At 55.9% G+C, this 22,013-nt stretch carries 12 protein-coding genes; 3 read left to right on the forward strand and 9 right to left on the reverse strand.

All coding sequences use genetic code 11. The features are described from left to right. Window positions 1–166 precede the first annotated feature (166 nt). Entirely contained in the window at window positions 167–1,492 is a 1,326-nt protein-coding gene (locus Poly21_RS17565; protein WP_146408184.1) for an SAM-dependent methyltransferase, read from the forward strand. A 583-nt stretch (window positions 1,493–2,075) separates the two neighbouring features. On the opposite strand, the gene Poly21_RS17570 is transcribed toward Poly21_RS17565, so the two are convergent. Beyond that, window positions 2,076–3,152, reverse strand: a complete 1,077-nt coding sequence (locus Poly21_RS17570) for a transposase (RefSeq protein WP_146408185.1) — start codon at window positions 3,150–3,152, stop codon at window positions 2,076–2,078. A 452-nt stretch (window positions 3,153–3,604) separates the two neighbouring features. Here Poly21_RS17570 and Poly21_RS17575 point away from each other — a divergent pair, with 452 nt between their 5' ends. Next, window positions 3,605–3,814, forward strand: coding sequence for a hypothetical protein (locus Poly21_RS17575; RefSeq protein ID WP_146408186.1), 210 nt, complete (start codon window positions 3,605–3,607; stop codon window positions 3,812–3,814). 187 nt (window positions 3,815–4,001) lie between these two features. On the opposite strand, the gene Poly21_RS17580 is transcribed toward Poly21_RS17575, so the two are convergent. Then, window positions 4,002–5,021 (reverse strand): RHS repeat domain-containing protein, encoded by a 1,020-nt coding sequence (locus Poly21_RS17580; RefSeq protein WP_146408187.1) that lies wholly within the window; start codon window positions 5,019–5,021, stop codon window positions 4,002–4,004. Between the two features lie 303 nt (window positions 5,022–5,324). Here Poly21_RS17580 and Poly21_RS17585 point away from each other — a divergent pair, with 303 nt between their 5' ends. Further along, window positions 5,325–8,267, forward strand: a complete 2,943-nt coding sequence (locus Poly21_RS17585) for an FAD-binding and (Fe-S)-binding domain-containing protein (RefSeq protein ID WP_146408188.1) — start codon at window positions 5,325–5,327, stop codon at window positions 8,265–8,267. A 120-nt stretch (window positions 8,268–8,387) separates the two neighbouring features. Here the strand turns inward: Poly21_RS17585 and Poly21_RS17590 are convergent, their stop codons facing one another. The 7 genes from Poly21_RS17590 to Poly21_RS17615 form a co-directional block, all read right to left on the reverse strand. Then, the gene (locus Poly21_RS17590; RefSeq protein ID WP_146408189.1) at window positions 8,388–10,403 is read right to left on the reverse strand and encodes a c-type cytochrome domain-containing protein; all 2,016 of its coding nucleotides are present in this window, start codon (window positions 10,401–10,403) and stop codon (window positions 8,388–8,390) included. Window positions 10,404–10,412: 9 nt separating this feature from the next. Next, complete coding sequence (locus tag Poly21_RS17595; protein WP_146408796.1) at window positions 10,413–12,872, reverse strand: DUF1549 and DUF1553 domain-containing protein; 2,460 nt, start codon at window positions 12,870–12,872, stop codon at window positions 10,413–10,415. 104 nt (window positions 12,873–12,976) lie between these two features. Further along, entirely contained in the window at window positions 12,977–15,466 is a 2,490-nt protein-coding gene (locus Poly21_RS17600; RefSeq protein WP_146408190.1) for a PPC domain-containing protein, read from the reverse strand. Window positions 15,467–15,516: 50 nt separating this feature from the next. After that, window positions 15,517–16,836 (reverse strand): DUF1501 domain-containing protein, encoded by a 1,320-nt coding sequence (locus tag Poly21_RS17605; RefSeq protein ID WP_146408191.1) that lies wholly within the window; start codon window positions 16,834–16,836, stop codon window positions 15,517–15,519. Between the two features lie 349 nt (window positions 16,837–17,185). Further along, window positions 17,186–19,408: a cation:dicarboxylate symporter family transporter gene (locus Poly21_RS17610; protein WP_146408192.1), complete on the reverse strand. Its 2,223-nt coding sequence runs from the start codon at window positions 19,406–19,408 to the stop codon at window positions 17,186–17,188. 26 nt (window positions 19,409–19,434) lie between these two features. Next, on the reverse strand, window positions 19,435–20,022 hold the full coding sequence (locus Poly21_RS27650) for a hypothetical protein (RefSeq protein WP_302119400.1): 588 nt from the start codon (window positions 20,020–20,022) through the stop codon (window positions 19,435–19,437). A 97-nt stretch (window positions 20,023–20,119) separates the two neighbouring features. Beyond that, entirely contained in the window at window positions 20,120–21,748 is a 1,629-nt protein-coding gene (locus tag Poly21_RS17615; protein ID WP_146408193.1) for an OprO/OprP family phosphate-selective porin, read from the reverse strand. Window positions 21,749–22,013: the final 265 nt, after the last annotated feature.

A 22,013-nucleotide genomic window follows, 5' to 3' on the forward strand; every position in this document is an offset into this window, starting at 1 on the left:
AACTCGGTGGGCTTGTCTGACAGTGATTCGGCATCGGACCGGAAATCAGCTTGAATTCACGTCTGTTTTGACCTGACGCTGATCTGCTGGCTTTTGCTAATCATTCCATCCTAGCGGTACCGCTCTACCGCCATTTCGCCGTCCACACGCTCAAAGAGTTTCACCGATGGGTACACCATTTTCCGCCAAAACGCAGCTCGCTTCGATCACCGAAGTTTTACGCACGATCGCCGGGCCGCTGGACCTGAACGTCTCTGTTAGGCTGTGGGATGGCAGCGTGGTACCTTTGGGCCCCAATGCAGACGGGCGTCTGATCCTCTCGCTCTCTGGCCCTGGCGTGATCGGCTCGATGCTGCGGCGTCCGACCCTCGAAACTCTCGTACGCCTGTACGCGACCGGGCATATCGAATTCGAAGGTGGTGATCTGATCGAATTCACCAAAGCTCTTCGCACTGAGAGATCTAACCGGGCCGAACTGAAGAAGATTAGCAAGGCGATGGTGGTGCGGAAAACAATCCCCTTCCTATTCGCCAAAACCAAGACTGGCGATCTCGATCACGGGTATCGCGATGATATGGTCGGACGCAAGGAGTCGGCGCGAAACAACACCGACTACATTCAGTTCCATTATGACGTCGGTAATGATTTCTATAAACTGTTCTTGGGCGAAGAGATGCAGTACACCTGCGGCTACTTCACCGATTGGTCAAACTCGCTCGACCAAGCCCAACATGACAAGCTGAATATGATCTGCCGCAAACTACGGCTCGAGCCAGGCGAGCGGATGCTCGACATCGGCTGCGGTTGGGGCGGGTTGATCTGTCACGCCGCCAAGCACTTCGGCGTGACCGCCCACGGCGTGACGCTCTCGCAAGAACAACATGACTTTGCCAAAGCCAAGATCGAACGCCTTGGGTTGCAGGATCAGGTCACGGTCGAAATCTGCGACTACGCTGACCACCAGGGAACCTACGACAAGATCAGCAGCATCGGGATGTCCGAGCACATCGGCGCAGCTAACTACCCTCGCTATTTTGGGAAAATCAATTCCATGCTCCGAGATCGCGGCGTGATGCTCAATCACGCGATCGCACGCCGAGCCAAGACAAGCAAAAAAGCTGCCCAACGAATTCGTCCCGAACGCCAGTTTATCCTGAAGTACATCTTCCCTGGTTCGGAACTGACTCCGGTCGGTGAAACAACCGAGAGCCTCGAGCTGAACGGCTTTGAAGTCCATGATGTGGAATCATGGCGTGAACACTATGCCCACACCACGCGGTTCTGGTGTCAGAATCTATCGGCCAATCGCGAGCAAGCGATTGAGTTGGTGGGTCGTGAGAAATACAACTTATGGGTCGCTTACCTGGCCGGAGCCTCAGCTGGTTTTACCGCGGGATCGATCAAGCTCTATCAGGTTGTCGCTACAAAGCGGGCCAAGAAAGGTTTGTCAGGCATGCCTCCCACACGCGAGCACCTCTATCGGGCCGCCTAAGTCGCCAGACGGCAGCGTTTTTTACTGGCTGAGCCAGATGTCGCACAGGCATCCGCTCGCCTCTTGAGGAACCAACGTTCTAGAAAGGTTGGTGCTGGTGGGGCTGGGAGCGTCCGATGTGGCTGGCACCCATTGAGCTAGTCCCCAATTCCCGTACCACCGACGGCGCGATTTAAGATGCTGCCGTGTGGATGCCCTGGTCGGGGGCTGAGAAAGGGGCCACCCATGAGTGAGAAAGGGGCCACCCATGGCTGAGAAGTGACACCGAGAAAGGGGCGAGAAAGGGGCCACCCACATAAAAGTGAGAAAGGGGCCACCCACAGAGCGAGAAAGGGGCCACCCATCATGAGAAAGGGGCCACCCATGAGAAAGGGGCCACCCATCATGACATGAGAAAGGGGCCACCCATAAATTGGACAGTATCCGTGCATACGGCGCGCGACCGACAGAATAAAACCAAGTGCATCGCTGGCAAAATCGGCGATTGGATGCGGACGACGCCAGCAAAAATTGCTGACCAGCGACTGACCGCGCAGCGGTCACTGCGAAGGCTGACTTCGAAATCAAAAGAATGGGTATCGGTTCAGACCGAAGAGAGGCCCAGCGGGTTTTCGCGGGCACACAACCAGCCTTGACCGCGACGGCACGCTTCACCCGCGAGACTCTCCGGCGTGCCTGCCGCTCGCTTGAAGATGCGACCAAACTTTCGCACCACGTCGCACCAACCGTGGGTGTCCAAGCCGATCCGCTGCAAGATCGGGGTCAGGTGATCTGGAATGCGACCGATCTTATCGGCACGCAACTGGCGGCCTGTCCAATCGAGCAATTCCAAATACCTCGCCATCGGTACCGGTAAAAATCCCTTATTGCTCGCCCGACGTCCAGATGGCTCCACTGCGGGACCGACGTCATCGAATCGCTCATCAATCTCGATGGGACTCATCCAACCGCTACGCCGTCGACGACGACTCCGCTCCCAGTCGTGAGTGCTCGGCCGACTCCGATCTTCTCGTTCGCTAAGATCATCGATCCGATCCTTCGCTCCGGTGTAATCACTGGTCTCCGGAGTTTCCGCCAGCGCCGCACGAATCGGATTCAGATCAACGTACGCCGCACACACGAGCAAACTGGATTCATCGAGCAAAATTTGTGCTCGATAACGACCTTCCCAAAAATGGCCGGTAACTTTTTCTTCGGCGTTGCTACGCCGAGCAATGTTTTCAGCCGTGCAGCGCATCCACCAACTGATATCTGACAATCGCGAGCGTCTTTCAGCGAGCACTTCAGGCTGATTGAGAATCATGTCCAGTTCCGGCTTGCTGGGGGCGGCGGGCGAACCATCTTCATTTCGCCGCCGAGGAAACAACCGCAACCAACGCCTCGCCACCTCCTCGTCGGACCAGGCCGCCACAACGTCCGCCCGACTGCGCAGGACAAGGTGAATGTGGTTATGCATCACCGAAAAAGTCAAGCAATCCACCGCGAAGACCGAAGCTAGGAACTCCAGTCGATCACGAATCCAACCTCGCCGGTGCTCGTAGGAATTGCCCGTCAACGGATCGTCTCCACAGAGAAACGCACGACGCACGCACCTCTGAATGCAATGCACCACCTGCACTTCGGATGGATCGAGAACTTCACCACGAGCTTGACGAGGCATCACATCGACTCCGGAGCAGAGGACCATCAGGGCCGCACAACCGGTACGACCATTGCCATCTTACGCTCTTGAGCAGGACGGTCAAGCAGAAATTGCCTGTCCCTTTCTACCCCGTGAAGAGAACCCACGCCTGGGCGGCTTCGTGCCGCAAAGATGGCGGACTTCGTGTCCGCCAACAAGAAAAGCCACCTTGCGGTGGCCTTTAAAAGCGTCGTTTTTCTCCGGTTCACTGTGTGGGTTATCGCCTAATCGGTACCGGACACCTTACTTTTCTCCGACACCTTTGATCTCTCCCATTGATCGGTCTTGAGAGCATTTCCAATGCGTCTGTGGTACCAAAAAACAACTAGGGCTGCGGCCAAAACTAGATTCGACACCGTTAGAATCGCGAGGGTCTTTATGAAACAATTTTCACCAAAGCTACGAAGGCCAACTACACGCAAATCATAATCTTGTTTGAGCAACCCTGGTGGAACTCGCATATTGACAAGGACATCGCAGCTGTGTGGCCGATCACTTGGGTATTCACTGTGGCTTATAGTCAAGCATTGATGACCTACAACGCGAGCGTCAACGCGGATATCCTCTCCCTCGAGAATAGCAATCAATACCTTATGCCTGTATTTAAGTCGATTTGCACCGACACTCGCTTCGAAATCTGAGCCAATCACCTCGAGTTTTGCCTGTCTGTAACTATCGCGGTGGACTAAAAAGCGAACTCGCCCTATTTGCTCATGAACGTTTAACCCAGATAGAATTATCCCCACTATTAGTAACGGAAATCGCACTCGGCCTAAAATTAAATACGTTCGCCGAAGCATGCTCTCTTGGCTCGGCGATCGCAACGCCTTAGTTTGCTTCACAGCACCGACCACCACCAATTTTTTTCGCAAGTGAGCCCGAGATTGAACCGCCAACGTCGATCGAAGCGCCTACGGTCCCCGAGAAGCCCATTCCAACGCTGCCTTCAATATCGTCTGGAAACTCGGTCTCGGTACTCACCGGAAGGTTGGCTGATCCGTGAATTCCAATGAAGATACCAGCCTGCGCTCTGACGAAAATTGTGCCGGTAATCTCGGCACCCTCAGTCGGGCAGGGACCGCTCGAATTTTCGCCTTTTACTCCACCGCCCTTATTCGGGCCTGGGCACAGTCGTTCCTTTTCTCTGAGATAGTTCTTTCGTTTGATTTTCACCCCAGGAAAGCACGGACGATCAATTCGATCATTTCTTCCCCCGGTTCCCTTTTTTGGTGGTTTTTGAGCAGCTACAGACACACCCAATTGATAGTACACTTCCACGGACACACTTACTATTGCGTAGATCTCTTCTATCCCGTTGCTGCAGCAAGTGCTTATTTTCGCATCCGCTGCAATCTCGAAATTCACTGTCCCTGGGCCGAGTGGAACAGACCAGTTGAGTGTTCCGCCAAGCGACACTGAATTGAGAAGACCTTGTCCTGAAAGCAATCCCGACGGATCGACAAAACTAAGAGACATATAGTTGGAGTATAGAGCAAATCCATCCTCGTACCCGATCGGATCTCTGGAGCAGAATCTACCAGCCACCGAGTCGTACATGCGGGCACGGTAGTGGTACAGCGTCAGGGCCTCGTCGAACTCACGACCCGTGTACGTATACCGGTTGTTGTCAACACTGACGGTGCGTGCTGTGCCCGAAGCATCGGTGATCGTAGGCGTACCATACGCATCGTAGGCGTACCTTTCGGTGATCGCACCACCGCCGTTGGTCAGGGCGATGACGCTGTACTGTTGGCCGCGGTGGCAGTGGGACAGGTTGCTGCTGATTGTTCTTACAGTTGGGGCGTCATTGTTAAAGTGGGTGATCGCATCGGGGCCGCAAAATCTCATGGTGCCTTGGATCCGCTTGCGAGGTGATGCATCGGGAGATCGAGTTGGATACCGCCAATGCTCGCCCGTGAGGCAATTGTACCTCTTCACCGTTCCAAAGGTGCTGCGGTGCACGCCCTTGCCGGTTGAATAGCGTGCGGGTTGAATGGCGTGCCGGTTGAGGCGAACGGGGTTGAGTCAGTGATGATCCAGGCAGGCTGTCGCCGATGGGTGACTGCGCTACAATGGGGCCACCATCTCTGGACGGACGTCCAGGGGCTGAATACGACTGTCTCTCCGTCGCCCACCAAAGCATGACTGTTCATGAGAATGACCGCCACCGCCAAACCCAATGCTGCCGAATGGGAGCAACTTGCTCGCTCCATGGACGGCGATCTGCATACCGGCGATCTGATGCGGCGAATCTATGCCACCGACGCTTCGGCCTATCAAGAGATGCCAGCGGCAGTGGCAATTCCGAAGTCGGAAAATGATATCTGCGGTTTGATCCGGTTCGCGCGCCAGCACCACATCGGCTTGATTCCACGCACCGCCGGCACGTCGCTGGCCGGTCAAGTCGTGGGCAGCGGCATTGTCGTCGACGTCTCCCGCCATTTTACAGAGATCCTCGAGGTCAACGCCGCTGAAGGGTGGGTGCGGGTGCAGCCTGGCGTGATTCGCAATGAACTCAATCGCCATTTGGCGCCCTTGGGTTATTGGTTTGCTCCGGAAACCTCGACACAGAATCGGGCTATGATCGGCGGGATGGTGGGGAACAATTCCTGTGGGAGCAACAGCCTGAAATTCGGCAGTACCCGGGATCATCTGCTCGAGCTTCGCGGGTTTCTGTCTGATGGCAGCGCGACGACGTTTACTGCATTGACGGTTGATCAGGTTTCGGAAAAGTGCAGCGGTCCCGATTCACTCGAAACGCGAATCTATCAGCACACACGCGATCGACTCAGCGATCCCTCGGTGCGGGCGGAGATTACTCGCGAGTTTCCGAAACCAACCATCCACCGGCGAAACACCGGTTACGCACTGGACATGTTGATGAACTCTGATGAGCCATTCAACTTCTGCAAATTGGTCGCTGGGAGCGAGGGGACTCTGTTTTTCACAACCGAGATCAAGCTGCGGATCTTGCCGTTGCCACCGCCGCGGAGCGGATTGCTGTGCGCACATTTTGACAACGTGAAAGACGCTCTCACGGCTACCTTGGTCGCAGTCAAGTTTGATATTAACGCATGCGAGCTGATCGACGATGTCATCCTCGGCTGTACTCAGCGAAGTTCCGAACACCGCCAGAACCGGTTTTTTATCGAAGGTGATCCGGCTGCGATTCTCGTTACCGAAGTGCGTGGTGACAGCGATGAGGAAGTGCAACGTGCGGCCGAACGGATTGCGGCGGCGATGTCTGCTGCCGGCTTGGGATATCACTTTCCGATCCTGCTGGGCAGCGACTGCGAGCGGGTTTGGGATCTGCGAAAAGCAGGCTTGGGCTTGCTCGGCAATATTCCGGGTGACGACAAAACCGTACCGGTCATCGAAGACACGGCTGTCGACGTCCAAGACCTTCCCGCGTACATCGCTGAAATCGGCGACACACTCGAAGCAAACTTCGGCCTGAAGTGCGTCCACTACGCACACGCTGGCTCGGGCGAAATACATTTGCGGCCGATCATCAATCTCAAGACGGAAGATGGCAAGCGGTTGTTCCGCGATGTGGCCTCGACTGTTGCGACAATCGTTAAAAAATATCGTGGCTCGCTGTCGGGCGAGCATGGTGACGGTCGCCTCCGTGGAGAGTTCTTGCAGCAGATGATTGGTCCTGCTAACTATGAGCTGGTCCGTGAATATAAAAGCGTGTGGGACCCTGACGGCGTGTTCAATCCGAACAAAATTGTCGACACACCTCAGATGAACGAGTCGCTGAGGTACCGGCCGGGTCAGACATCGGGTGAGAACATTGCGACGATCTTCGATTTCTCGGCGAATCAAGGCATACTCCGCGCCGCTGAGATGTGCAACGGGTCGGGCGATTGTCGCAAAACGCAGCTCGCCGGAGGGGTGATGTGTCCGAGCTACATGGCGACACGCAACGAGCGAGATACGACGCGAGCGCGTGCGAATACCCTACGGCAAATACTCACCTCATCGACGAAAACAAACCCGTTTGATAACGAGGAGATTCGAGAGGTGATGGATTTATGCCTGTCCTGTAAGGGGTGTAAGTCGGAATGCCCCTCGACCGTGGACGTCGCTAAGTTGAAGGCTGAATTTCTCCAGCACTACTATGATGCCAATGGTGTGCCGCTACGCAGTCGCATGATTGCTGGCTACACTCGGGCGCAACGAATGGTCAGCATCGCCCCTTTCCTGTTCAATGCGTGCGTACGCACACCGGTGATTCGCCGGTTGCTGAATCGTATCATTGGCTTTCACCCGCAGCGATCGATTCCCACCACCGCGAGGCGAACTTTCAGGCGATGGTTTCACCAGCGAACACAGCGTTTTGTCGGATTGCCGGCCAACGGACGCAAAGTTCTGCTGTTTGCCGACGAGTTTACCGACTATTCCGAACCTGAAATTGGGATCGCAGTCGTTGAACTTCTTGAACGTCTGGGGTACGAGGTTGAGATCCCTGACCATCTTGAAAGCGGGCGCAGCTCGATATCGAAGGGGATGTTACGCCAAGCTCGGGATATCGCGAGGCAGAACGTTGATTTGCTCAGCGGAGTGGTCAGCGCGGAGGTGCCATTGATCGGCATTGAGCCCTCCGCCATCCTCTCATTTCGTGATGAGTACCCCGAACTGGTCGGTGACGACAAGAATCTGGATGCGGTGAAACTAGCTGGAAATTGTCTGCTGCTGGATGAATGGTTTGCTCGCGAGGTTGACGAGGGACGTATCCGCGCGGATGCGTTTGTTGATGACGAGCGCAGCGTGATTGTCCACGGCCATTGTCATCAGAAAGCTCTCGGTAACATGCTTTCGTCGCTACAGATGCTGACGCTCCCCACCAATTTTCGCGTCTCGTTAATCCCCAGTGGGTGTTGCGGTATGGCCGGGTCGTTCGGTTACGAGCGTGAGCACTACGACGTCTCGATGAAGATTGGTGAGCTCGTTCTATTGCCCGCAGTTCGGAAGGCGAGCGAGGACACGATCATTGCCGCAGCGGGTACGTCCTGCCGCCACCAAATCCGAGACGCCACCCCACGCCGCGCACTGCATCCCGCCGAGATCCTGCGAGACGCGCTGCGCTGAAGTCGCGGATCGCTCCGTCGATCGAGAATAAAACAAGACTGGCGGGAGCGATTGCGCTAAACGCTTCGGGAGACTACGAAAGTGTGAAAGGGAGGTGTGGATCGGCGGAGCGATCCACGACTATTGCACAGCTGCGGCGAGGGCTTGTTTCTTGCGGTCTTGCTCGGTCATTTCTGCCGCGACAGCGTCGTGAGCCTGCTGAGCTTGCTCGTAGGCTGTTGTAGCGGCGCCGACTTCGCTTCGCCGTTGCTGGACCAACTCTTCAGCAGGTTTGATCTTGGCAGCCAGTTCGGTTGCCGCAGTCTTTTCTGCATCGGCTTTGTTGACAGCATCGATTGCCTCGCGGCGGGTATTGGCGATCTCCGTCATCAATGTCGCGAGTTTGGTTTCGGCTACCGCGACCGACTCAATCTTGGCTGGGTCGACAGCGTCACCGAGTCCGATGCGAGCAGCGATCACGGCGTCATGTTGATCGCGAGAGCTCAAAATCATGGTGGGTAGTTTTTCGCCGAGCTGTTGGGACTGCTGCCGGAGGGCGGCTTCCTTAGCTTGGCTTTGTTGCACTGCAGCGACAGCGGCGGCCTGCGCAGCCTCGGCGTCCTTCAGCTGCTGCTGGGCGGTATCCAAACTCGCCTTGGCAGCTTGCTGTGCGGCTGCCAGCGGTTCGAGCTTCGTACGGATTGACGCCAGCGTCGCTTCGACCGCTTCGAGTCGCTTGGCGGCTGGCGGTGGGTTGGCCGCCAAGGGCGTCGCGACGGGCGGATCGGCAACCGTGGTCAACTGTACGGTGCCTGTCCAGTCGCCATATACCACGCGGCTGGAGTCGTGAGTAATGGCGGCTTCCAATGCTGCTTCTGCCATTGGGGGAAACTCTTTGGTCTTATTTCCAGACGCATCAAACAAGCGAACACGATGATCGTTGGACGCGGTTACTAATTGTCCCTTGTGGTCGAATCGCACCGCGGTCACAGGCCCGCCGCCAACGTTAATGGATTTAATCGCTTTGCCTTGGACCATGTCCCACAGTTTCACCGTGCCATCATCGCTGGCACTGGCGAGTACGTTGGAGTCATCACGCCACGAGATGGAGTTAACCGCACCTTTGTGGTCAGTTAAGTCCAGGAACTGACGTCCCGTCGAGGCTTCCCAGACAACCAAGCCGCCTGCCCGGTCGGCCGATGCGACGAGCACACCATCCGGGCTGAAGGCCACGGCGTAGATCCAATCGGTGTGCTTTTTCAGGTCGAACAGCAAGGTCCCGTCGGTGGCGTCGAAGATCCGCAGCATTTTCTGAGGACCGCCCAGAGCGATTCGAGACATGTCGTCATTGCAATCAGCGTCAAATACAATATCGAGTTCATCACCGACGGAGGCGACGCGATTGCCCGTCTCAATTTCGTAGACCGCAGCGATCCCAAGCACGCTGTGTGCACCGCCGCCTGCGATCAGAAACCGACCGTCACGACTGAAACGCAACGACTGGGCCACACCTTCCTCAAAAGGCAGGATCCCGAGCAGTTCCGCGGTTTCGCCATGATACAGCGCGATTTGCTTCTGTCCGGCAACCGCGATCAGTGGTGCCCACGGGCTCGCGCCAATGGCCGTAATTGCGGCAGCTCGCTCGGTCACCACGGGCACTTTCTGTGGCAGCGTAGCCGGCATCGGCGGTGGTCCTTCTGGTTTGCCGCTCGAGGGCGCGACGAAAGCCAGTGAATTCTTTTTCTTTGCCTTGGCCGTGCTGCCGGAATTCTCCAGGATGCCGCCTTCGATCCAGGCTTTCAAAGTCGCCAGCTGTTCCGCCGCGATCTTTGGTTGCTCCGGTGGCATGACGGGTGTGTCGTCATGATTCACGAGTTGCCACAATCGGCTGGCTTCAGGATCACCATCGTCATAGACCACTTCACCACTGCCGCCACCCTCCAGGAGCGCGCCGTACGAATCGATCGCGAGACCGCCGCGTTTATCGCTTTGGTTGTGGCACGTCAGACAGTGCTGCCGAAAAATCGGCTTGATGTCATCGTCGTACGTCACTTTCTTAGCCGCAGCAGCGTCGTCGGCAGGAGCCGCCAACACCAGGGGCGCGGACATTAATGTCAGGCCGAACGAACCGACCACTAGCAATCGAGATAAATTCATGATGGTTATTTAGTGATTGAAAACAAACTCACGACCGTTCAGCACCGCCCAGAAAACGTCTTCCAGCACTTGATTCGCGTTGGCGCCTTCGGCGGCGAGCATCTCGTGTGTCGCGGTACGCTCGGTGTCGTCAGGCATTCTCGCCAGTGAGCGTATGTAGATTCGATCGAGGACTTGGTCAGGGGTAAGCTTCTCTTCGCCAAGCCATTTGGAGATTACCTTGCTGCGCACAATCTTGTTATGCACCGATTCACCATTGAGCAGATGCAGTGCCTGCGAGAGTGACGGCGACGTCGTGGCCTCACAGTCGCAGACGGTCAGTCGGGGCGATCGTCCGAAGGTGTTCAGGAAGTAATTCGATACCGCACCATCGGCGATTTGCACCGCGCGACTGCCCAGCGGCAACCCACTGAATTTATCGGGTGAATTGGTGACTTGGCACAGGCAGTCGAGCAGGCTCTCTGCAGGAATCCGCCGGATCACTGCGTGGGCGTAATTTCGCGTATCGTGAGCGTTGGACTCATTAGCGAGACTGCTGCGACTGTACGCTCGACTGACGCAGATATCACGCACCAGTTTACGGAAATCGTAGTCGTACTCGATAAGTTTTTCGCCAAGTTTAGCAAGCAGTTCCGGATTGGTAGGCGGGTTGCTGACGCGAATATCATCCACTTGGTCAATGATGCCGACACCCATGTAGTGAGCCCAAACACGGTTGGCGATGCTGGGCGCGAAGAACGGATTCTCCGGTGACACCAACCAGTCTGCCAGCACCTCACGACGGTCCTTGCCCTTGGTATCGGGTTCGATCCCACCGAGGAATTTCGGTGCCACCGTTTTGCCTGTAACAGGATGCTTGGTCTCTCCGCTGAATTGGTTGAAGACAATCTTCTCGCGGTAGTCCTCTGCCTGTTTGCGGCCGACCTGGGCAAAGAACGCTGCCAGTCCGTAGTAATCGTTCATCGTCCAGCGATCGAACGGATGGTTATGGCATTGGGTGCATTGGGTGCGAATCCCCATGAAGACCTGCGCCACGTTTTCGGATGTCTTCAGCGTGTCACGTTCAATTTCATAAAAATTGGTCGCTGGCTCGCCAAAGGTACCACCCGTACTCGTGAGCAGATCGTGCACCATTTCATTGATCGGGACATTGCGAGCGAACTGATCGGTCAACCAGCTTGCGTAAAGCAACGCTGATTTCTTGCTGACCACATTGCTGCTCTTGATCATCAAGAGCTGGGCAAACTTCAACGCCCAAATCTCGCTGAACTCTTTTCGTTCGAGCAGTTGATCCACCAGCGCTTCACGTTTATCAGGAGCGGGATCAGCGGTAAAACGAAGTACTTCCTCTTCGGTTGGCAGCAGGCCGGTGATATCGATGGTCAGCCGGCGGATGAACTCCGCGTCCGTACACGGACCACTCGGGACGAGTCGCAGCTGTTGTAGTTTCTTGTCGACGAGTTGATCGACATAGTTGCCGGGTTCGGGGGCCGGCGGGGTGTATTTCAAATCAGCGGGTAAGGTCAGGATTTGACTACCCACCGTGTGAGTATCAAACCGGGCCATCACGAAGGCTTCGCCGCGTGAACCGGCGGTGACGACACCGTCCTGCTCAATCGAGGCCACCGGAGAGTTGTTGGTAGAGAATGCCGCCAGTCGACTGAGGTCGCGTGTCGTTCCGTCGGCGTAGGTCGCCACAGCAACCATCCGCTGCATCGCTGCTTCGCCTTCCAGCACAGCTTGGGGAGGGTAGATGGCTACGGAGGTGACAGCGGGGGGCGGTGAGTCGGCGGGGTCGTTGACGGCGCCAGCCTCCAACCAACGCAGCAGTGTGGCGTAGTAGTCACTTTCAACGTCAAAGAGTTTTCCGCCGGTATGCGGAACTGCTCCGGTGGCTTTCTTTAAAAACAGGCTCTCACTGGGCACAGCAAGATTAATTCGCCGGACACCGATCTCACGTGTGACTCGTTGGTAATCGCCTTGAGGATCAAATCCGAACAGGCTCAATCGAAATCCATCTTTACCGCGAGCCGCCCCGTGGCACGAGCCCGTATTGCATCCTGACCGCGTGAGGACAGGCATGACGTCTTTGGCGAAACTCACCGGTGGATTGGTCGCTGCGTTCTCCACACTGACTTTGACCTGGACAAGTGCATCCTCAAAGTGCCCTGCCAGGACGGTGGTCCCATCGGCCACAGGCCGCACGACATGTCCATCGATCTTTGCGAGTGACTCGTCTTCCAGTGACCATCGAACGCGATCGGTCACATCGAGCGTCACGCCATCTTCTCGCCGCAGGACGGCGACGATGGACTGGAAGTCTTCACCTGAGTTAAGCGAGATCGATTGTGGGTAAACGTCCAGCTCGATTGTTTTACGCGGATCCGACTGAGCAACCGGTGCATCGGGTGAGGCGGCATGAGCAGCCCCTGAAAGGAGCAGGCAGGCAGCAGCGGCCGCGAAATACATCACGAGCCATCCGTGGGACAAGCAGGTCGATTCCACGGTGGCGATCGCAGGCGACGGCGATGCAGCTGTCTGCGCCGTCGTGGCGGAAACAGGACGAAATCGGATCATGAGGATTCCTTTTCAAGGCGAAGCTGTTCGAGCCGGCTGAGCGGCTTGGCAGGTGCATCGGTTTTTGGAGGAGCGGGTTCAGGCTTCTTTTCCGGCTCAGCGGCAGGTTCTTTTTTCACGATCGGTTTGTCGATGCGGATTTCACCCGTGCCATCCGTTTGGATCATCGTTTCACCGTCGCGATGGATAAGCGTTTGCACATTGAGAGTTTTGTGCATGCCGGTCTTGGCATCCGCTGCGATCGTCAATGGGAAGGTAACCGTTGTGCTTTCGAGGTTGACCTTCTGCAACGGGGCGCTGCAGGTCACGCCGTTCGGCAACCCGACCAGTTGAACTTCGATATCGCCTTCGAGATCCCGGATTTTCGCCATCGTGATCGACAGATTCGTTTCTTGCCCTGTCTCAGCAGCCGCACGGGGGAAGGTGTAATTGAACACAGCGTCTTCGACATCAATCGTGATCGGAGCTGTGGCCACGGTTTGAGTACCGAGTTTGGTGCCATAGCTGACCTGCATGATCATCGGCCATGCTCCCATGGCAGCGTTACTATTGGCTGTGATTGGGATGCTTGCTTCGGTTTGGCCTTTGTCAATTTTTCGGCTGTTGTTAACGCCCACACCGGGCGGGTTGTAGAGGGTTTTAAAATAGACGGGGCCGTCAAATCCCTCATCACGCTTGACACGCACCGTGAGATCTTTCGAGCCACGCCGCAGCAGAGGCGTTTTGGGCTGAACGAGTTCCACTGAGAATGGCATCGCTTCGCAGACCGCCATCGCGGCTCGCGATGTGCGGTAGTCAAGCATCGCCCGACGATTTTGCCCCAGCACGATTTTGTGGTATTGCTCAAGGCGGGAGGTGAGCTCGCCATCCCCGAGTTTTCCCTTGCCGCGGACATCAAACAGAGCACCGGTAAGTTCCGCGTCAGGGGCGGCGCTGAGTACCACGGGGATTTCGACGCGGCCAGCCGGCATGGGGAATGTCTTTGCTGTCACGCCAGGGGGCAAGCCCTCAATCTCCACGTCAAATGATTCGTTGTATTGGTCCCGTTTGGCGACCACGACCATGGCTCCATGGCCGTTGATGGGAACCGGAACCACCATGGCTTCATCGCGACGCAACTCTTTCAGATCGATCTGGTAGCTCGGTTCGAGATGGCTGACCTCGATCAGGTAGTTGTGTAGCGGGCTGCCTCCACGCAAGTGATCGTAGATGCGGATCGTGTGTTGCGAATCGCTTGCGGCAGTGAAGTCAAAGAACCCATCTGGCTTGCCGCCACTGTCGTCACTGCTCTTGACGGCCTTTCCGTCTGCATCGAAAACATTCATCACACCATCGAGCGGTGATCGCAGCGTTTCGCGAGCGAACAGCCGGACGCGGAATTTCTCACCTTTCTTGCACTCAAATGCAAAGCAGTCATAGTCACCGGGTTCTTCGATGACACCGCATAGCAGTGCCGGCACAGAGCACAGAGGGGCCTTGCGATGGTCATTGTTGGGTTCAGTTTCGGTCACGATAGGCAGGTCGCCAACGCGAATCCAATTCGGCGAAGGTGTGATGCCTGACGCATCCTTGGTGATCACGGGATAGGGCTGCGTCGGCGGAGCCGAACCATTCGCTGGATCGATCAAGTCGGTGGGCAATTGCAAGGATGCCTCGGTGATATTGCCGTCAATGTCAATTAGTTTGGCCTGCAGCACGTCACCTTGCACACCACCGGCGGGGATCACGGTGGTGGGGCGTGGATAAGAACCGATGTGTACACGGTAGCGACAAACGTCACGCTGACCGAGAAATGAACTGTCCCGGATTAATACCGTGTACTGGCCATCTTCTTCGGGCGTGAACGAGCATACCCCGTCCTGTTGGAAAAGCATCGAATCATCGGAGACCGCAACTTCGAACCGTTTGTCGTCGAGAATCGCGATGTAGGGATCGAGGATGTCACGGTTCTGAAGGTCCCATCGTTGACGAATGCCTTCAATCTCAACTGTCAGTTTTTCGCCTGCTTTGAGCGAGACACGAAAGCAATCCACATCTTCACGATCGACATTGCCTTCGACCGTGCGGTTCATCTCAATGTCCTGCGGCGCGGTGAAGTCGTTATTGGGTTCGACCTCTTCGACCATCGGCATCGCACCGACGCTAAGGAATCGGAGATTCGTGACACCACTGGCGGTGATCAAGCGGAACGAGTACTGCCCCGGTGCGAGTTCCGAACTCGTCTTGACTTTCAGTTCCACCGACTTGTCATCAATCGGTTTGACTTCGAGAACTTCGACGCCTAGTTGATCAAATAAGATTTGGCGGGCATCGGAGAGTCGTTCTCCCTTCAAGACGACAGTAGCCTCACCTCCGCGTGTCACGCCGAGCGGTTGGTGGTACCTCACGACGGGGAACGCGGCACTGGCCGGGACGGCAGCAGCCAGCAGCGAAGCCAAAGCGACCGCGACGATCCGGCACTTCAAATGGCGGGGGTATCGTTGCATTGGGAACAATCTCTGGGGAGGGAGTAGCAGGTGATCAGACCAAGCGGCGTCTAGCTGATGATTTTTTGAATTACCTTGCCACCATCGACGATCTCGATGGGACGGCCACCCGGGGCCATCAATTCCTTGTCCGAGACAATGCCGAGCAAGTGATACATCGTCGACGCTAGATCGGCGGGTGAAACCGGATCGAGCTCCGGTTCGGTCGCCGTGGCGTCGGAGGCACCATGGATCATGCCGCCCTTGATCCCGCCACCAGCCAGCATCACGCTGAACACTTTTGGCCAGTGATCACGACCGGCATCGCTATTGATTTTCGGGGTCCGTCCAAACTCACTGGTGACCATCACCAGGGTTTCGTCGAGCATGCCGCGTTCACTGAGGTCTTCCAGCAGCACCGAGAGGCCCTGATCAAGCGCTGGCATCAGACGCTGCATACCTCCCGTGAGATCGGTATGCATGTCCCATCCACCGTAGGTCAACGTCACTAAACGTGAGCCAGCCTCCACCAAACGCCGCGCCATCAGCATCCGTGCGCCAGCTTGATTGCGACCATATCGATCGCGCATCTTCGGGTCTTCTTTCGACAGATCGAAGGCTTCCTTCGCAGCGGGTGTATCGAGCAAGTCATAAGCCCGCTCGTAGAAGGTATTCATCGCACCGACGTTGTCAGCGCTGGTAGTCGAGACGAAGCGTTGATTAATCTGTTCCAGTGCCGCCTTGCGACGGACAAATCGCTCCGCGTCGACACCGCCAGCGAGGTTGAGATCTCGGACCTGAAAGTCATCGCGTGCCGGATCCGCACCGAGCGCGAAGCCACCGTAACTGCTCGGCAGATAGCCTGTGCCGGCGAACTCATTCGGGATGTTGGGAATGCAGATATAAGCGGGCATATTGTCACGCGGCCCGTATTCGTGGCTAACCACCGCACCAAAGCTCGGGTACTGCAGAGCTGGGCTCGGCTTGTAACCGGTGAACATGTTGTGCGTGCCACGTTCGTGAGCCGCTTCGCCGTGCGTCATGCTGCGGATCACGCAGTACTTGTCGGCCTGCTGGGCTAGCTTCGGTATTGAATTGCAGACCACTTCGCCCGTGTTGGTCTTGGTAGTGCCGAGTTCTCCTCGGTATTCCAGCGGGCTGTAAGGTTTAGGGTCAAACGACTCTTGCTGCGCCAAACCACCGGGAAGAAAAACGTGAATCACGCTCTTGGCACGGGCTTTGATAAAGTCATATTGCTTCATCTCGGCTGCCGCTTGCCGCATCAACAAGTCGGGTAGCGACAACCCGAGGCCGCCGGCAGCACCGGCCATTAAAAAGCCGCGACGCCCGAACAGACCCGAACGGGTCAATGGATTTCCGTGACACAACATCGTTGTCGGCTCCTCAAAAAGAGCGGGGGAGTGAAGTTTCTACCAAATTTCCACGCAGTAAAAATGGATTTTCACTGTGCAGGAGGCTTCAGATGAAACGCGAGGTGGGAATTTGTTCGAGCGCATCGCCATTGTTGGCGAACTGCTCGTTGCGTAAGCGAATAACAAATTGGCGGGAGGTGGGACGGACTAAGCTAGCGAAATCGCAGGCTTGGACCGAAAAACGGGTGGGAGCGGTATGTCGTCGCAGCCACTACAATCGCTGCATTATACCGCTATAGACTTAAAGTAGCAGATTTGCCGACCTTGTCAAACATTTGTTTGCAAATTTAATACTGAGGGTTCCGGTTCACTTCACCCAGTGCAACACATCGCGAATGATGGACCAGCGGGGCTGGTGCCTTGCAGGTGCCTTGCCGAGAACCCAATGGTCGTAGAATTCTTCGGCCGTGCCGTCACGTTGTCGTAGCGAAATCCAGTGTTCCAGTAGGTCGCAAAACTCGGCGTCACGATGACCAATGCCGTAAATCAACGGGAGCTGGACGTGCAGGCCCTCAGGGATCACAACTTCATAATGAGGGTACATCAGGGTGAATGCGGAGCCACTCTCGGCACTGATCAGCAGCGCATCGATGTCGTCGTGCTTCCCGGTGAAAAAATCGCGATAACGTTTGACTTCGACCAGTTCAGCATTGGGGATCGCAGTGCGCAGTCGATCGGTGAATCCTCGACTCAAATCAACCACTCCGATCGTGAAGCTGTGTTGTGCGCGAATGGATTGCAGTGATCGGAAATCTTGGACCCGAAAATCGGGAGCAGCCAGCGCTAGATTTACATCCAAATAGCTTGATGAATGCTGCATGCTTTGCGCGCGTTTGAGCGTTCCAACTAAGCCCGACATGACAACGTCGAAGTGGTCAGCATCGAGTTGGTCAGCCAACGTGGAGCGGTCGAAATGAACGAACTCCAGCGTCACTCCGAGATCACGCGCCAGTACATGGGCCATGTTAATGTCGTAGCCAACGAGCTGTCGTTGTGCATTGAAAAACGCGAATGGCACTTTGTCTTCGTTATAGCCAACTCGCAAAATGCCCCGTCGTTCAATGCGTTGCAGCAATGTCTCATCGGGCAGTAGCGGATCCGGGTTTGGGGCCGGAACCTCTATCACCACATTTTGAACTGGCTGCTCGAGGAGGTGAATTTTGTCAATGAGCTCGGTCCGGTCCGAAGCAGTGGTGACAAAATGATTGAGTGTCACGCTGATGAGAAGCAGAATAGCGATACCCGTGGTGCCCGTGACCATGGCGTATTTCAACAGTGGCCAGGGATGGAATTGGAGTGCTCGATTCAAACCAAAAATTGAGATCAGCGTGAGCGTGCACAAGTGCATGGCACCCACGGCATCTCCCAATCGCTCTCCGTATACTCCCGACATCAGAAAGAGCTGAAACATGTCATGCGGCAGATGCATTTGGTCCAGCAGGTAGGGGATCGCGATGATGGGACCACCGAAGTAGGCAAACAGTCCACTGCCGAGAAGACCGGGGTAAACGCTGGTCTTCACCGGTGTCCCGACAAACCACGCCGCGAAGAGAATGAACAGCATGCTCAGCAATTTGCCCACATGCGGGAAGGCGTAGGCGACCCCATATAACGCACTGGCGGGAGGTGAACGGTCGTCGCCATTATTGATGGGATGTTGACGCAGGAGCTGCTCGGTATTGTGAATGAGCATCGGTAGGACAATGATTAGCTTGCCTGTCGCGAAAGCTGTTAGCATCGGCTCCTTCACGACTCGCATGACTTCGCGGTACGACAGCGTGGTGAGTGTCGTGACCAGGAGCGGTAGCACAATGAACGCCAAGAAAATCGCGCCACCCGAGTAGGCGACCAGGTAGACCTGCAAGCGGCTGACCTCGGCCAGTGACACAGTTCCCGCTGTGCTGGCGGCGATCGCAAATATGCCGATGGGCGCCAGACGAGTGACGAGGCCGCTAATTCGAATTAACGCCGCGGCACAGATGTCGAGCTGGTCGAGGAGTTTTTCGCGCTGCGGGATTTTTGATAACGCCAGCCCCATGCACAGGCTAAAGAGCACGATTGCGGGAACGTGGTTGGCCGCTAGCGCGGAGAAGATGTTCGCGGGAATGAAGTACGAGACTAGGTCAACCTCCGCGGGTGACTCAATCATGGCCGTGCTGAAAAAGGAGCCCGATCTCCAGTCGGGAAAGGCCATCGGCAGTATAGCGACAATGCCCAAGGTGAAGGCCCAGAGCACCAGTAGTACCGTTCCCCCAATCTTGACCAACCGTTTACTGTTTCCCAAGGAGAGTCGGCCTAGGCTGGCGACCAGCGACACCATGATGTATGGCAACACGGTCATCTGCAGTAGGCCGACGAAGGCATCGCCCAAAATCGAAAGTGGCGCGCACATCTCGCCGAAGAACAGTCCAGTGATTAGTCCACATAGAAGCCCCAGCAAAATCTGCGTCGATAGGCCCCACCGCATCCACCGGCGTACCCCGGTCGACGCCGTGCGGTCGATTCCGCGCGCAGATTTCTCATTTTGCATAGTGCCTCCCGTCAATCAGACAACCTCTATCGTTGTGAATACTGCTTGGACGGTAGATAGTAGTCGGTCAGTCCAGGTTGTGCGTCCGCAGTACGAATTGTTTCATCTTGCAGCATAGGTTGGGGTACGGATGGAGAAACGGTGATGCCCTGACCCGCGTCACAAGGGCCTTGGCAGTTGCAGTTCAAGCCTCCGTGGCAGCCGCAGTCGCCCTGCTTCTTCTCTTCCGCCGACCATGAGTACTTGCACGCTGGGCACTTGTACTTTTCTGTTTTTAGGACGCAGACCTTTCGGATTCGCGCACCATTGTGAACACAAGAGATGCATCCCTGGCCGCCGCAGGAATCGCACGAGGCGCAAGCCGCTCGGCGTTCCTTTTGCCAAGGAAAGACGACTCGTGGAATGCAAATCGCTTTGGATTCCACTTGAAAGCCCTCCCTTTCTTCCTCCACCTTTTTAGCATCGAGTTTGCAAACATGGTCACAAACCGGGCAGCAAATGCAGCCCGTTTGATCGAGTACTTTGCCATGTCCGGCGAGTGCGGAGCCGGGGGCCAGTAGGCACATCAGACCAGCAACCATTAGGCCCGTGTGAAGCTTCGTATGAATGAACATTGTCTTCCTTCCGTTTCAAAAATGCTGGGTACGGTTCGTGGTGGGGTGGGACGGGATATGGTTTCCCCCCACTGTGATGAGCGGTTACCGCGATGCGTTAAAAATCGATCATGTAACGGGCGCCGACGATTCCGAAGTCTCCCGATACGCCGGCTAGCAACGGTCCGGTGGCACGGCCTTGGCCTGCATCTTTTATCGATCCGGCGATGTAGTTCACCTGTACCTTCGAATATGCCGTCCAATACCAATTCATCCCCGCAGTCACGGTATAGCCTTGGCCACCGCGAATATCCGAGTCCGAAAGGTCGAGATAGTCGCCACGAACTCCCATGGATAGAGCTCCCCACCCTGATCCACGGCCACCGGCGAGTCGGTCGACTAGAAAGAAGTTTTCCATCGGTTTGACGCGATCGATCGTGCCGGACAAGCGATCCAGCGGAACGTGTTCGCCTGTCAGGAAGTAGTTGGCGAAGAGGTAGCCGCCTTGGAAGTGCAGTCCACTGCCGTTGAATCCGCCTAGTGCATCACGCTGGACCCAAGTGTTGAAGTACTCCCCCGTCAATTGGAACGCTCCAATGTTGAGCATCGACTCGAATGCTAGTTCCTGATAACCCTCCGCACCAAGGATGCGACCGGTATCCCACCACCGGGAATCACTCCGAGCTTCGGGACGCGTACGGAATCTTGCTTCGTTACTGTTAGTGTCGGTGTCGAGCGTGCCATCACCGTCGGTTCGATTGACCGAACCCGCGACGGCACAGTGCCAGTAACCACGTCCTCCACTGATTTCGTCGTACCAAGGGCTGGCGGCCAGTCGACCATACATCCCCGCTTGCTCAGAGTCGCCGATATACCGTCCGTCGTTGCTGATGTTCTCCAGCAGGAAGCCACCGTAACGCCAATTGAATACTTCGTCGTCACTGTAGCCATACATGCAGAGCCCCAGGCGGCGGGCATCTTCGTTAAATGCTTCTACCGCCAGAGGCCGCTCGATGAACAGGTTGTGGCGACTACTATTGAGGTGATCTAAGCCAATCGGTCGCTTCTGATTGCCTAGGAGCAATGTCTGGTTGTGTGGTAAATTATGCCATCCCAAATACGCGTCTTTCAGCTCTGGAAGATTGGGATTATTGAAGTCGACTTGGATCCGATACAACATGTTGTGCGGTACGTCGCCACTGAACGTCAAGCGGAGTCGACGGAATACCCAGCGGTCCTGTGGATCGATGCTAGGATCACCGGATTCCAAATAGTTGATCCCCGGATCGCTTTCGGGAAAACTCCAGTTGTCCAGGTGGACCCGGCCATTGATCTTCAGCGAGGGCTTCTGCTTTTTGGCGGCGGATTCTTCACTCTGCTCGTCTTGGTACTTTTTCCATGACGATTCCAGGTCCCCAACTCGCTCGAGAAGCTTCTCATAGTCTTCCGCAGGGACGGTTTTTTGGGACGTTGCCTCCGCATCTGATTCGAGCAACTCCGAAACGATGTCGCTGGATTCGTCCGGTTCCGATAGCCCAACGGGGGTTATCGCGAGGGGGGTTATCGCGAGCGGATCGAGCAGCGACGTTTCAGCGCTGGGTTGGAACAGGCCTAGGTCAATGCCCAAAGCTTCATTTTCCTCTCCGTGGACACTATTGCTGCCCCAGCACGCCAGTAGGGCAATGGCTAGTGTTGTGCGCCGACTGCGCCACTTCAATACGGTAATCACGTTCTCGAAATCCTCCATGAACGGCTGAATAGCTTCCGCGTCGTATCAATCCTTCGATACGGCAGTCAGAGACTCGAGATATTTACACAATCGGGTGTGTTTGAGGCTCGTGTCACAGCAGGAAGAATCGGCGTGCCTTCCAGTTCAATGTCGCGCCGAATCGCGATTTAAACGTTTATTAAGATTGTACTAGCATAATGTTTGTGACCACCCGAATATTCGGCACAGCAGGCATGGACGGGATAATCGGCAAGGTTTAACGACACGTGCTTGTTAAGCCATG

Source organism: Allorhodopirellula heiligendammensis (assembly GCF_007860105.1).
In the GTDB taxonomy this organism is placed as follows: domain Bacteria; phylum Planctomycetota; class Planctomycetia; order Pirellulales; family Pirellulaceae; genus Rhodopirellula; species Rhodopirellula heiligendammensis.

What these genes read in the sequence shown, in the direction of transcription:
- Poly21_RS17570 (WP_146408185.1), bottom strand. Translation starts at nt 3,152, where the DNA reads ATGCCTCGTCAAGCTCGTGGTGAAGTTCTCGATCCATCCGAAGTGCAG.
- Poly21_RS17580 (WP_146408187.1), bottom strand. Translation starts at nt 5,021, where the DNA reads ATGAGATTTTGCGGCCCCGATGCGATCACCCACTTTAACAATGACGCC.
- Poly21_RS17610 (WP_146408192.1), bottom strand. Translation starts at nt 19,408, where the DNA reads ATGCAAAATGAGAAATCTGCGCGCGGAATCGACCGCACGGCGTCGACC.
- Poly21_RS17600 (WP_146408190.1), bottom strand. Translation starts at nt 15,466, where the DNA reads ATGCAACGATACCCCCGCCATTTGAAGTGCCGGATCGTCGCGGTCGCT.
- Poly21_RS27650 (WP_302119400.1), bottom strand. Translation starts at nt 20,022, where the DNA reads ATGTTCATTCATACGAAGCTTCACACGGGCCTAATGGTTGCTGGTCTG.
- Poly21_RS17595 (WP_146408796.1), bottom strand. Translation starts at nt 12,872, where the DNA reads ATGTATTTCGCGGCCGCTGCTGCCTGCCTGCTCCTTTCAGGGGCTGCT.
- Poly21_RS17585 (WP_146408188.1), top strand. Translation starts at nt 5,325, where the DNA reads ATGAGAATGACCGCCACCGCCAAACCCAATGCTGCCGAATGGGAGCAA.
- Poly21_RS17605 (WP_146408191.1), bottom strand. Translation starts at nt 16,836, where the DNA reads ATGTTGTGTCACGGAAATCCATTGACCCGTTCGGGTCTGTTCGGGCGT.
- Poly21_RS17590 (WP_146408189.1), bottom strand. Translation starts at nt 10,403, where the DNA reads ATGAATTTATCTCGATTGCTAGTGGTCGGTTCGTTCGGCCTGACATTA.
- Poly21_RS17565 (WP_146408184.1), top strand. Translation starts at nt 167, where the DNA reads ATGGGTACACCATTTTCCGCCAAAACGCAGCTCGCTTCGATCACCGAA.
- Poly21_RS17615 (WP_146408193.1), bottom strand. Translation starts at nt 21,748, where the DNA reads ATGGAGGATTTCGAGAACGTGATTACCGTATTGAAGTGGCGCAGTCGG.